The following is a 13488-nucleotide window of genomic DNA, read 5'->3' on the forward strand; positions in this document are numbered from 1 at the left end:
GCGTGTTGTGTGCAGTATCAGCACAGCCTTTTCGACCGAATGGAAGCCTAAAGAAGAAAAACGACGATGAAAGATCAGAAAATTTCTCCAATTTCCGTTTTGGATCAAAGCCCTATGTTTGTCTGCGGTGTGATGCAGCGCATGTACCGCAATCGTGCCCAAGCCGAGCTCTCTCGGCAAAATTTGATGACACTAGAAATGGCAAGTGCACTGGCCGCTTTAGAAGAATTTCAACCTATGAGCCAGCAAGCGTTGGCTGATGCGGTTCGAACTGAGCGAAGTGTAGCAAAGCGGATGGTGGACAATCTGGAAAAGAGAGGGTTTGTTCAAGTTTCTAAAAGTAAATCGAATCAGCGCCTTAAAATGCTAAGCATGACAAAAGAGGGAGCAAATGCTTTAAAGCAAGTTCATCAAATCATGACGAATTTACAGAAAGAGTTTTTTTCTTGTTTGTCGGAATCTGAAGCGAGTGAATTTTTTCGTCTGGTAAGAAAGCTCACTTTTGCGAATCACGACCAGTAACTTACATCAATGCCGTTTAGCGTCTTTATTTTATCGCGGACCAATTATATTAAGTTGTAGAACTTAAGAAATAGGATGCCCAACGTACAGGTCACGGTAGAAAGCACCGTAGTGAGTGCGATGATATTTGCAGCTAACGTGGCATTGCCTCCCATGGAACGCGCCATGACATAGCTGGCAGCAGCGACTGGAGAGGCGTTCATAAAGAAAAGAATACCTAGCTCAATTCCTCGAAATCCTACTAAGTAAGCCCCCATGGTGATGATGACCGGTGCTACGATGAGCTTGTAACTGCTCGCAAACCAAGATGGACCTTTCTCTTTTCTCATCAAGCTAAAGTCAAGTGAGCCACCTGTACACAACAGCGCCAAAGGCAATGTCATTTTGGACAAGTAGTCTCCTGCGTCAATAACCACATTCGGTACTGGAATAGCGAGTAAATAAAAAGTCATTCCTAGAACAATGGAGATTATAAGCGGATTCCTAGTCAGTGTTCGGCCCATCATCTTTGCTGCTTGCGAGGCAGACGTTGCCCCCTTGGGCGATAAGCAAATTACCGCTTGGACGTTATAAATAAATGTGGTGACCGCGACATAGAGCGCTGCTAGCGCCACACCTTGAGAACCATACGCATTGGCAACGTAAGCGATACCAATAATACCTGTATTTGCTCGGAACCCACCTTGGATGAGAACGCCTTGGTCAGGCGATGCTTTGAACAGAAGTTTGACGGAAAGGTAGGTGAAAATGAAAAACGAAATACTAGCGATGACGCCGAAATTGACGAATCCACTTGCCGCGGAAAAGTCGTGTTCTGAAGCCACAATGCTGACAAATAACATCGCAGGCAAGGTAACTTGAAACACCAGTTTAGAGCCTACTTCGATAAAATTATCGTTGATTAGACCAAAGCGCTTAAAAAGAACGCCAAGTACCAACATCAAACAGATAGGTCCGGTTATCGACAAAGAGAATTGCAACTGATGTAAAACAGCTTCCATGTAAGTATCCGCAGCAAAAGAAAAAAGTGTTCCTGTTGCCTATTAAGCCACAAACCCGGAGGGTAGGACAGTAACGTGATGAAATTTTCTTCTGTTGTAGGTTCCGGAGTCATTTACACTCCAAGTTATGGACGAGGTCCCAATTTAACAAAGCGGTACTGGTCCTACGTGCGATATGTTGGTTAACTCGTTGTCGTGATGCATCCACATGCGTATTAGATGTGAGGGCTGGTCATCGTAGTTATGGATAGGAGTTCATCAATGAAAAGGAAACACAACAAAACTGTACTGTGTGCGTTTGTCTCTGGTTCGGTATTTGGTGCGGTTTTGGTCATTGCGATGTCTTTACCAATGTAATCCTCTTAATTGGCTGTTGGAACACTCACACTAATTCAGTACAAAACAGATTGAGTTCTGCGGTATGTGCTGTTAGTTTAAACAACATGAAAATACACGTTCGCCCTTCATTAACAACCTTCTCTTGGTGGCGCTCTAAATAGAGCGGCGCGGAATGCTTACATTCTTAAGCTGCTGGATGGTAGCTAAGAGTGTTTGATCTTTTTATCTCCAGTAGCGATCTATTAATTACTTGGAGACAAATATGAATACCCATAAAAATACATCTCAGCGTGAAATTATACTTACCGGAGATCGAGCAACAGGTCCATTACACCTCGGGCACTATATTGGTTCATTGCAACAACGAGTCAAATTGCAAACGGAGCACGAGCAAACGATCTTGGTCGCGGACATGCAAGGGTTGACGGATAACGCGCATAATCCATCAAAGGTATCCTCTAATATTCTCAATGTCGTTGCAGATTATTTGGCTGTTGGTATCAACCCCGCTCAAACTACGATCACGTTGCAGTCTCAAATTCCAGCGTTAGCCGAGTTGACAATGTATTACAGTAATCTTGTTTCTATCGCACGATTAGAGCGAAACCCCACGGTTAAAAATGAGATTCAAAGTAAAGGCTTTGAACGCTCTATTCCCGCAGGCTTTTTAACGTATCCAATTTCTCAAGCTGCTGATATTACGGGGTTTCATGCGACGCTAGTACCAGTGGGTGATGACCAACTGCCGATGTTAGAGCAAACTAATGAAATCGTGAGAAAAATAAACCATCTGGGTGGAAAAGAGGTTCTTAGGGAATGCCGTCCATTACTTAGTGATGCACCTCGTTTGCCGAGTACTGATGGCAAAAATAAGATGTCTAAAAGCATGGGGAATGCAATCAACCTAGGGGCGTCTGAAAAGGAGATTTCTGCGGCGGTGAAATCTATGTATACCGACCCTAATCACCTGAAAATTGACGACCCTGGCCAAGTCGAAGGGAATATTGTATTCATCTACCTCGATGCTTTTCATCCTGATAAAAATTATGTCGAACAGCTAAAAGACCATTATCGACGAGGTGGGCTAGGTGATGGTTTGACCAAGAAAGTGTTGGAAGAATGCTTACAAGAGATGCTTCGCCCTATTCGAGAAAAGCGCGCTATATATTTGAATGATAGAGCGCAGCTGCTTGATATTTTAAAACATGGTAGTGAGCGCTCTCGCGAGAAAACCGAAAAAGTACTATTTGATGTGAAAGATGTATTTGGTTTGAATTTGTTCTGAATTAAAAGTAAAGAGTTGAACATAAGGCACGACGGCTGATTAGCAACGTGCCTTTTTAAGTTCACAGTCAGTCAAAGCGCATTGTTAAGAAGAAAAAAATTCACGACGAAAATCCGCGACTTCTTGTTGGTAATAGCTTTGCCATTCCGGTTCTGACAAATTCGAATGGCTTGTGGCTCTCTCTTTTCTGAGCCTGGACTCAAGTTGTTGGAATGCTTGTTGGTAACCTCTGACTTGCTCTTTTTGCTCAGCAATTTGTTGCTCACGAGCGTGAATCTCTTCGCTTTCGTCCTTCGCTAAGTAAGTTTTTTGCAGCTCTGCGATGATAGTTTGGCGATCTGGAAAGCTCATGCTATTGGGTATCAGGGCGACTGCACGCTCATATTTTTCCTGGTCGCTTGTTAGCCCGATAGCATCTGCATGTTCTTGCCAGTCAATGGTGAGTTGCTCGAAAGATCGCAAAAAGTTATCTGGGCTTTGAGTGTCCAGCTTTTGGGCTTCTAAGTTGAAATCGTACAGCGCGAACTCATCCGCAAAAACAACATCAGCCAATTCCCCCCAGATGCTTCTTGCTTCGTTCTTCAGCTGTGCAATACGCGACACCAGTGATTGTTGCTCATCAAATAACAAATTTCCTACACTCTCTTGCCATTGGCTGCTGAGCTGAGGGTAGTTCTCCAAAAGCTGGAATCGAGCTAAAGATAAATGAGCCTCAAACAAGGCGATCTGCTCTTCACAACTACGGTTCAACATACACTCATGCCAAAACGTCTCAAGTTCAGCGACAAGTTTCCTGCCTTTGAGTTGAGTTAATCGCTCAGTCGTTATTTGAACTGTGGAAGGGAGCTTAGTTGTTTGTGGTGAAGTATCCGTATCGGGCACGATGCTGCTTGTTTGTGGTGATGTACTGGAGACACTCTGATTTTTTGTCTTAGGGGAAGGAGAGGAAGCAAGCTCTTCTTTTTGAACATCGTGACTGAAAGTTAAAAATATCATGCCCGCCATAATGGCGGACATGATTATCAAAGCGATTTTCTTCATGGCTTGATTGTTGCGCTTACTGGGAAATGGTCAGAAAGGTTGTAGTGTTTCCATAAACTCTCTGCGGTTGTGCGCGGCACGTCTACACGGTTGTCATTGAATGATTTCACCCCGTATTCACTACTCACCATAACATAGTCAAGATATTCCACGTTTTCGCCACCTGATAACGCTTCACCTGCGAAGTTATTGATACGGGGATCAAAGGTTGACTCCGTGTAACCAGAGTACTGAGGCTCTATGGCGCTTAAGTTAGCGATCATTTGTTGGTAGTCACCAGGGAACTTTCTTTTGTTGACGTTAAAGTCGCCGCTGTATACTACAGTTTCGCTTGAAGGAATGTTAAGAGATTGGGCGAGTGCGCGGATTTGTTTGAACTGGCGCTGACGATACTCACGGGCGGTGTCTGTATCGAAAGATGCGGTATGGGTAGCAAACACATGGTAAGCCTGACCACCTTTAATTATTTCCGCATAATTTACGCCTTTATCGGCAAAGCAGTCTGTACCAGAGCAATCGGGAAAGACATATTGCGCTTCATTCACGATAGGGTAGCGACTAACTATGATTACGCCACCATCATGAATATTAACGCCTTCTTTATCTAACATCTTTGTTTGGTAAGGATATTCCTTGGCTAACTCACGTAAGAATGCTTCACGACCGCTGGCAAACACCTCTTGCAGCGCCAAAACATCGTAACCTTTTACATGTTGAGGAATCAGTTCGTAACGATCTCCAATGTGCGATGCAATAGCCGTCAACGCCCAGATGTTATAAGTCATCAACTTAAGGTTTTGTTCTTCGTTGTCGACAGACTCCGCTACCTTGCTTGGCGTGATGGTGTAGTAAAGATCATCATATCGAGCGGTACTGTCTGACTTAAATGCCAGTTCGGTTTCTCTCGTACCAAAAGCGTTAGTGTTGGCACGATGAATGTTACGATCATCTTTGAGAGATAACTCGACATCGGCTGCGGATAAGCCGTATTCAATGGTCGAATTGTACCAATGGCCTTCCATTATTTGATTGAGTGTTATGCTTTCACCTTCGGGGCTAGAAACCACCGTTTCAAAACGGTAAGTTTGATTTGATTTCACGCCCTCCCAGCGGTTGAAGCTTAATACAGATTTAGTTTCCCACGGACCAAGTACCTGCACATGTTGTTGCCACTCTTCTCCGTATTGAAGCAAATCACTACCTTCATGTTTTACTTGAATAGTTAACGGTTGATCAGAGTTATTCGTTAGGTAAACGTCGGTATCTGCAATGCTGGGTAACGCTATCAAGCTACTTAATAAAAGGCTCCACTGCGAAAATTTCATCTTATTTTTCCATCATTTGAACTAGAGCAATCATTCTTGTTTATAAATGTTACTTGCACGTTAAATATGGATGACATCTAAGCCAGTGCTGAAAATTGTTATCAGAATGTGATCTTTATTCAATGGTGAGGGTGGAGGTATTGAGTGTGTGGCCGTTGAAGCGGTGGAAAATAATACCAACAGTCAACGAATTGCATTCACTGCAATCAAGCTGTCATCTTTGCTCTATAAGTTGTGCGGCGTCATTCATCTAGCCATATGGCTAGAACTCAAATTGATAGATGGAGCACCATGGCTAGAGCAGTAAATCCAACCGATGAAACCATCATTAAATTGTTACAAGAGCAAGGTCTGATTAGAAGTGAAGCAGAAGCGCGTTTAAAGAAAGAGGTGTACCGCTTGCAGCCTAATGAGATAGCAAAAGTAAAAAATTATGCCCAACATTTTGGGATAAACGCGAAAGAAAAGCTCATCGATGAGATCTTGGATCTGCGCCGAGAAGCGCTCATGAAAAGATGTAGACACAATAAGGAGCATACGAGCCTATCTCTAAAATAGCATGTGATAAAACTATCAATTACTGGTCAAGATTTGATCTCTCAAGCCGATGTATATAAGAGCGTTCAATGATATCGAGCGCAAAAAACAGTGTGTTTTAGAGGTTAAGCTTTCACTTAAGTGAGAGGTTTGGAAAGGCTGCGGGGAGAAAGTGCATGCGTATTAAAGACTTAAGTGTCGTAAAGAAAATATCGGTTAGTTATTTAACCGTTTTTGCCGTGTTTGGTTTAGTGTCAGTAATGTTGGTGCAAGGTTTGTTAACACTGAATAAAGACATCTCAGTGTTAACAGATAAAAGTTTACCTTCTGTTGCGATTTTGAAAGGTATCCAAGTTGATATTACTAAAGTGCGTAAAGATGAGTTCTCTTTATTGCCAAACGCAAATCACCCCAAAATTGGTGAGTGGTTAAAAGGCCTCGACCAATGGCGTTCTGATGTGCAGGCTGGTATTGCAGAATACGAAAAGCTCGACCTTAATAAGCGTGAAACGCAGTCCTTTAGCGTTTTTAAAGAAACTTGGAATCAATACATCAAAGAAACGAAGACTTACAACGTATTGCTAAGCCAAGGCGATGCTGAAAGTGCAAATGATATAATTTTATCAAGTTTCGATACCTACTCAAAAGCGTTGAGCAGCTTGGATGATACCCTCGCGTTGAACGATGAGTTGGTGAATTTGATTGGCGAAGAAGTACAAAGTGAAGCGGCATTTACACAATACAGCGCTGCTGTTGGTGCGCTTGTCGTCGCATTGGTCATGGTAATGTCTGCCATGTTGCTTTCTCGAGTCATCTGCGGGCCTGTTGATCGAGCACTGGAATTCGCTTCCAAAATCGCCAAGGGTCAATTGAATAATCAAATCGACGAAAGCGAATTGAGCAAAGACGAGTTAGGAACGCTGCTCAAAGAGCTTGTCGGTATGCAAACAAACTTACATTCGTTGGTTTCTGAGATTAATGACTCAACGATTCAGCTAACGGCAGCAGTAGAGGAAGTGAGTGCTATTTCTTCTCAGACCGCTTCTGGTATGCAAAATCAACAAATTGAACTTAGCTCGGTGGCTTCTGCGATGACAGAAATGCAAGCTGCTGTAAGTGAAGTGGCACAAAATACCGAAGTTGGCGCAACCTCTGCTTATTCGGCTGCGGAAGTGGCAAAGCAAGGAACGGTGACGTTACAACAAACTATCGCAGTAATTGAGCGTGTATCACATACGATCCAAGAATCAGATGAACTGGCACGTGAGCTTGAATCGAGCTCAAACAATATCAATGTGGTCGTAGATGTGATCCGCGGGATTGCCGAGCAAACAAACTTGTTAGCACTGAACGCCGCAATTGAAGCCGCTCGGGCTGGTGAACAAGGACGTGGGTTTGCTGTTGTGGCAGATGAGGTTCGTTCTCTGGCGCAACGCACTCAAGACTCCACTTCACAAATTGTGGAAATTGTTAATCAACTACAAGAGAGCAGCAGTAAAATAGGGCATTCAAGCCGTGATTGTCAGGAGGGTATTTCTCAGTGTGTTGAGCAAGTTAATGATGCTGATAGCCAGATAAAAGAAATTGAACATTCTGTCGATAACATAGCGCAAATGAGCACACAAATCGCAACGGCGTGCAGTGAGCAGAATTCTGTATCCGAAGAGCTGAATCGCAGCGTGGAGCATATTAATAGTGCTTCAACAGAGATGGCTGAGGGAGCTTCACAAACGGCTGTGGCTTGTCAGCAGATTAGTAGCCTAGCGCACAACTTGAAAACTCGAATGGGTTCATTCCAGCTCTAGTTGTTGTGTTTCAGCTTTATTCCTAACCTCATTGCTACAATAAATAAGCCGGACGAAATGTCCGGCTTATTTATTCTCTGTCTATATAAGTTGAGAATATGCTCGCTAGGCTGGGATACCACTGTGAAACTTAAAATCTGTATCTGGCGTAGAAATTAAATCTGCCTCTATACGTCCAAAGTAGGCGATGCGCTCGCTGATATCTTTGCCTGCGATTTGCTCCGCTAATACAAGATAATCCTGGTAATGGCGTGCTTCTGAACGTAATAAAGAAATGTAGAACTTTGCGATATCGTCATCCATATGTGGTGCTAGTTTGGCAAAACGCTCACAAGATCGAGCTTCGATGTACGCACCAATGATGAGTTTATCGATCAGCGTTTCCGGCTCATGAGTCTTCATATGCGAAATCAGTCCTTTAGCATAACGACTTGCTGGAATATTTTTGTACTCAATTCCACGACTTTCCATGATCTCTAAAACTTGATAAAAGTGGTGTAACTCCTCTTTTATCAAAAGCACCATCTTATCGATCAAATCTTGGCTATATGGTGAGTCGGACTTAGCCATGATTGCCTTAGAAATATTGCTCTTGCCTTTTAAAGTTTCCAATGAGCCTACGTTACGGTAAGCAAAATCTTCGTAGGGCTTAAACCAGTCAAGTAGAGCATGTGAACTGGATTGATCAACGGCATACTTACGAATTAAAAACATGGCAGATTGGCCAGCTTTTAGTTCGCACAGTAGGTGGTCTAACAAAATGGTTTGAAGGTTCTCTGGTTTCTTTGCTTCCTCTACCCATTCATCAGGTGTACTGCATTGCAGAAATTGGTTAATGGGAGCAAGAAGATCTTGATAGGCGTCTAGATTCATCATTTTAGTTTTAGTACTTCACATTTTTATTGGGCATATCCGTTGTCTTGCGGATAGAAAAAAGGCTGCAATTGCAGCCTTTCTTGACCTGAAGTGAATGTTACCACTTTTTCTTCTCGCCGAAGAGTGCTTCCATGTCATTGTCACGCTCTTTGTCAGCAATCTGCTGCATTTCAGCATCGCTTTTATCTTGGCGCTTTTTATCTAAGTCACCCAACATCTCTTCAAGCTTTTGTTTCGCTTGAATAGAATAAGGATCGCTCTTAGTGCTCAAAGCATCGATACCTTTACGCAGCAGTTGAAGCGCGGTGCCTGGTTGACCACGAGCGATAGAGTCGTTTGCTCTTTTGATGACATTTTCAATGTTGATGCGAATTTGCATCGTTTCCAAGCGCGCATTTTCGGTGACGTAGGTCTGGGTATCTAATCGGCCTTTGTTGTGCTCGTTACGGATAGTGTCGCGAAGTCGTTTAACCAGCTTAAGCATGACGATAGCTTGTTTATCACTACTCGGCATCTTGAAAGTGGTACTCTCGCCAGTAGGGCCATTCTCTTTTAGCTGCGTAATCTGCTGCTTCATATTTTCGATACGTTGAGCAAGTTGCTTGTTCTTCGGGTCCAGCTCATGCATGCTCTCTAGCGCGTCAAGAATGCGATTGTTTAGACACAACAACAGCTCTTTACTAAAAGGGATATGGTGCGCATGACCAATCAACTCTTCAGTACCATCTATCAAGGCTACATATCGTGCTGATTCCTGCCTTTTTGCGGTTTCAACTTTAACCTTATATTGCAACATAATGTTATAGCCTAGGATTAACACCAGTAGGATGGCTACCAAAGCGATTATTAAACCAATATTCATATCTTTGCGTCTGCTTTACTTTTCTGCGGCTAGCGTTAAAGAATACATGAATCTTATCTTACTCGGCACCTTATTTGTTTGATTATTTTGTCTCTCCCACGTTTTAGTTACTGATAGAAGTCACATCATAGAACTTCGGTCATTTATTGGCTCAACTTTGTGCATATTGTTTCTTGCTTGAAGATTATTAGTATGTGATTGAGGTATAAGTTAGAAATTGCTGTTCATTTCGATTTGAACGCGTTATAACTAATTATTATATCGCTCGCTTGAGTGGCCAATAAACTCTCTCATGAATAAGTAAGGGATTACGATGAAACTGCAGCAGCTGAAGTATATTGTTGAGGTTGTAAACCATAATCTGAATGTATCTGCAACGGCGGAAAGCTTATATACCTCTCAGCCAGGTATCAGTAAACAGGTTCGGTTGCTGGAAGACGAGTTAGGCATTCAGATTTTTGAACGTAGCGGTAAGCACTTAACGCAAGTGACGCCAGCTGGAGAAGAAATTGTACGTATCTCTCAAGAAATTCTCGCTCGTGTAGAAAGTATCAAAGCGGTGGCTGGAGAGCACACCCATCCAGAAATGGGGACACTGAATATCACCACGACACATACGCAGGCTCGTTATGCACTGCCAGATGTCATCAAAGGTTTTACTTCTCGTTATCCAAAAGTGTCGTTACACATGCACCAAGGTACACCGTCACAAATGTCTGAGGCGATAGCTAAAGGCACAGCGAATTTTGCGATTGCGACAGAAGCGCTTCACTTATATCAAGATGCCATCATGCTGCCTTGTTATCACTGGAATCGTTCAATAGTTGTGCCTAAAGACCACCCACTAGCGAAGAAAGACAAAGTAACGATCAGTGATCTTGCCGCTTACCCATTAGTCACTTACGTGTTCGGTTTTACTGGCCGTTCAGAGCTGGATACAGCATTCAACCGCGAAGGTTTAACCCCGCGAGTGGTGTTCACTGCAACTGATGCAGATGTCATTAAAACTTACGTTCGTATGGGTATTGGTGTGGGTGTGATTGCAAGCATGGCAGTGGATGAAGAGCAGGACGGTGACTTGGTTGCAATAGATGCGAGCCATTTGTTTGGCGCGAGCACCACGAGCATCGGCTTCCGCCGTGGTACATTCTTACGCTCTTACATGTTCGATTTTATGGAACGTTTTGCACCGCACTTAACGCGTCCAGTGGTTGAGCAGGCGATTTCGTTGAAGTCTAATGCAGAAATCGAAGAGATGTTTAAAGATATCGAGCTTCCAGTGAGATAACACTTCATTGATGTTTCGATTCCCTCTACAATGCGCTCGTTGTAGGGGGAGCTATGAAAACGCAATTTCAGTTTATTAATGACTGCTTAATCGAGAACCAATCTTTGTGGCGATTCGAGCCTTTTAAAAGCAGCATTCACACATCATTACCTTGGCAGGAGCAACATCCTCGACTGTGCCAATGGCTAGCGTCTCTTACTCCCTCTCAAATCGAAGAATACAAAGCAGCACCAGAACTCGCGTTAAAAGCACTTAGTCCGTTTTTGCCTGAGCTTGAACAACTCGCAGAACTGACTCATTTAGAGCTTTTGTCGTTAAACGGCTTGGAACTCGCTCGTGGTTTAGATAACGGTATTCCGGGACGTAAGTTGGAGCAAATTAGCTCGATGGGTGAAGCTGCAATTCAACAACACTGTGGCGAAGAATGGCTAGAATGGTGCTCAGGTAAAGGTTACTTGGGGCGAATCCTGACAACGCAAACCGATCAGCCTGTAACCAGCTTTGAATACCAACAAGCACTGTGCGATTCGGGGCAACAAGCAGCCAATGAACATCATTGGAAGATGACGTTTATTCAAGGCGACGCGTTTGATAGCAAAGCGAAAGCCGTGTTTAAGCCAACGCAACACGCAGTAGCACTGCATGCATGCGGTGACCTTCACGTTCGTCTAATGCAGTACGGCAGTGAAAATGGGGTTGCTGCGATGACCATATCACCTTGTTGTTACCACTTGATTCAGTCGGAACAATACCAGCCGATGTCGGAATCGGGCAGGGCTTCTTCTCTCTCATTGTCTAAGCAAGAACTGCGTATCCCATTACAACAAACGGTGACGGGAGGAGAGCGCGTGCGTCGTCATCGTCAGCAGGAAATGATGTTTCGTCTTGGGTTTGATTTGATCACGCGACAAGCTTTGGGAATGGCAGAGTATCAGCCTGTGCCGAGTATCCGTAAGTCGCAATTAAGTGATGGTTTTGAATTGTTCTGTCGCTGGGCAGCGGAGCAAAAAGGCATTATTCTTCCTCAAGAAATCGATTTCTCTCATTTTGAAAAGTTAAGCGAACAACGCTTCTGGCAAATGGAGAGAATGAGCTTAGTGCAACTTGTTTTTCAACGTCCGTTGGAGATCTGGCTCGCATTAGACAAAGTGCTTTATCTTGAAGAACGTGGTTACCGTGTTAGATTGTCAGAGTTTTGCCCTAAATCGGTCACGCCTAGAAATATTTTAATTTGTGCATATAAGATTTAGTTATTCTTTATAGCCAAATACTCTATATGAAAAAGCCCACTTCAGTGTGGGCTTTTGTAAACAAAACGTGACAAGTTATGTTTTATTCTGTCATTAATTGAACATAGCAATAGCTTGAGTTGGTTCAACGTATTCCAAGTCAAAGCTTTCTGCTACTTCTTTACACGTTACTTTTCCGTGAATAACGTTTAGACCTTCAAGGAAGCCTTTATCTTCTAGAAGTGCTTCGCGGTAGCCTTTATTTGCTAACTTCACGATGTATGGAAGTGTAGCGTTGTTGAGTGCAAATGTTGAAGTGCGAGCAACTGCGCCAGGCATATTTGCTACACAGTAGTGAACCACTTCATCAACGATGTAAGTTGGATCTGCGTGAGTTGTAGCGTGTGAAGTTTCGAAACAACCGCCTTGGTCAATTGCCACGTCAACCACTGCCGCACCAGGCTTCATCTTAGCAATATGCTCTTTAGTGACCAGTTTAGGTGCTGCTGCGCCAGGAATTAGAACGGCACCGATAACAAGGTCCGCTTCTAGAACATGCTTCTCGATAGCGTCTTCAGTAGAATAAACCACTTTTGCGCGACCTTGGAATTCTTCGTCAAGCTTACGAAGTGTGTCTACGTTACGGTCTAGAATGGTGACGTCAGCGCGAAGGCCAACCGCCATACGAGCGGCGTTTGCACCAACAACGCCACCACCAACGATAACGACTTTTGCAGGTTCAACACCAGGTACGCCGCCTAGGAGTAGACCACGACCGCCATGCGATTTTTCCAACGTTTGCGCGCCAGCTTGGATAGACATCCGACCTGCCACTTCTGACATTGGTGCTAACAGTGGCAAACGACCCATATTATCTGTTACAGTCTCATAGGCTATACAGACAGCTTTGCTCTTGATTAGCTCATCAGTTTGTGGAAAATCTGGTGCTAGGTGTAAATAAGTAAATAAAATTTGCCCTTCGCGGAGCATTGCTCTCTCTACTGCTTGGGGTTCTTTTACTTTTACAATCATGTCTGCTTGCGCAAATACGTCAGCAGCATGAGGGAGAATGGATGCGCCGACAGCGATGTAATCATCGTCTGAAAAACCAATGCCGGCACCTGCATTGGTCTCAACTAAAACTTGGTGACCATGTGAGATGAGTTCTCTCACGCTAGCTGGGATCATACCAACACGATATTCGTGATTCTTGATTTCCTTAGGTACGCCAATGATCATCCTGTATCCTCTTTCTATAATGGTTGTATTAACTGTTAGTAGGGTGTTATTGTCGAATTAATAACTAGTATAGTTATAGATTTGTAAAATTTGGCACCAAATATTAAAAAGTTGTAGTATATTTTTTTGCAAGGAAGTA

General features: G+C 43.5%; 12 protein-coding genes. 6 read left to right on the forward strand and 6 right to left on the reverse strand.

The genetic code is table 11. The features are described from left to right. Positions 1-66 precede the first annotated feature (66 nt). Complete coding sequence (locus tag R7R24_RS06730) at positions 67-522, forward strand: MarR family winged helix-turn-helix transcriptional regulator (protein ID WP_017635039.1); 456 nt, start codon at positions 67-69, stop codon at positions 520-522. 44 nt (positions 523-566) lie between these two features. On the opposite strand, the gene R7R24_RS06735 is transcribed toward R7R24_RS06730, so the two are convergent. Then, entirely contained in the window at positions 567-1523 is a 957-nt protein-coding gene (locus R7R24_RS06735; protein WP_054577970.1) for an AEC family transporter, read from the reverse strand. A 601-nt stretch (positions 1524-2124) separates the two neighbouring features. Here R7R24_RS06735 and trpS point away from each other — a divergent pair. Further along, positions 2125-3147, forward strand: a complete 1023-nt coding sequence (gene trpS, locus R7R24_RS06740; RefSeq protein ID WP_054577969.1) for a tryptophan--tRNA ligase — start codon at positions 2125-2127, stop codon at positions 3145-3147. 84 nt (positions 3148-3231) lie between these two features. On the opposite strand, the gene R7R24_RS06745 is transcribed toward trpS, so the two are convergent. Together R7R24_RS06745 and R7R24_RS06750 are read right to left on the reverse strand one after the other, a co-directional pair. Continuing rightward, entirely contained in the window at positions 3232-4188 is a 957-nt protein-coding gene (locus R7R24_RS06745; protein ID WP_054577968.1) for a hypothetical protein, read from the reverse strand. Beyond that, on the reverse strand, positions 4185-5513 hold the full coding sequence (locus R7R24_RS06750; RefSeq protein ID WP_054577967.1) for a sphingomyelin phosphodiesterase: 1329 nt from the start codon (positions 5511-5513) through the stop codon (positions 4185-4187). Before R7R24_RS06750 ends, R7R24_RS06745 begins: the two co-directional genes overlap by 4 nt. A gap of 291 nt (positions 5514-5804) precedes the next feature. Here R7R24_RS06750 and R7R24_RS06755 point away from each other — a divergent pair, with 291 nt between their 5' ends. Beyond that, positions 5805-6071 carry a hypothetical protein gene (locus tag R7R24_RS06755; RefSeq protein WP_025766895.1) on the forward strand — a complete coding sequence of 89 codons (267 nt, stop codon included), beginning with the start codon at positions 5805-5807 and terminating at the stop codon, positions 6069-6071. A gap of 155 nt (positions 6072-6226) precedes the next feature. Continuing rightward, positions 6227-7855 carry a methyl-accepting chemotaxis protein gene (locus R7R24_RS06760; protein ID WP_054577966.1) on the forward strand — a complete coding sequence of 543 codons (1629 nt, stop codon included), beginning with the start codon at positions 6227-6229 and terminating at the stop codon, positions 7853-7855. 105 nt (positions 7856-7960) lie between these two features. Here R7R24_RS06760 and miaE read toward each other — a convergent pair whose 3' ends face one another. After that, positions 7961-8731 carry a tRNA isopentenyl-2-thiomethyl-A-37 hydroxylase MiaE gene (miaE, locus tag R7R24_RS06765; RefSeq protein WP_047100806.1) on the reverse strand — a complete coding sequence of 257 codons (771 nt, stop codon included), beginning with the start codon at positions 8729-8731 and terminating at the stop codon, positions 7961-7963. A 97-nt stretch (positions 8732-8828) separates the two neighbouring features. Beyond that, on the reverse strand, positions 8829-9593 hold the full coding sequence (locus tag R7R24_RS06770; RefSeq protein ID WP_005378247.1) for a hypothetical protein: 765 nt from the start codon (positions 9591-9593) through the stop codon (positions 8829-8831). A gap of 313 nt (positions 9594-9906) precedes the next feature. On the opposite strand from R7R24_RS06770, the gene cysB reads away from it, so the two are divergent. Together cysB and R7R24_RS06780 are read left to right on the forward strand one after the other, a co-directional pair. Next, a complete protein-coding gene (cysB, locus tag R7R24_RS06775; RefSeq protein WP_005388967.1) occupies positions 9907-10881 on the forward strand; it encodes an HTH-type transcriptional regulator CysB in 975 nt (324 codons plus the stop codon). A 53-nt stretch (positions 10882-10934) separates the two neighbouring features. Continuing rightward, a complete protein-coding gene (locus R7R24_RS06780) occupies positions 10935-12131 on the forward strand; it encodes a methyltransferase (protein WP_054577965.1) in 1197 nt (398 codons plus the stop codon). A gap of 93 nt (positions 12132-12224) precedes the next feature. Here the strand turns inward: R7R24_RS06780 and ald are convergent, their stop codons facing one another. Continuing rightward, entirely contained in the window at positions 12225-13349 is a 1125-nt protein-coding gene (gene ald / locus R7R24_RS06785) for an alanine dehydrogenase (RefSeq protein ID WP_005378241.1), read from the reverse strand. Positions 13350-13488: the final 139 nt, after the last annotated feature.

This window comes from Vibrio sp. 704 (assembly GCF_033339295.1).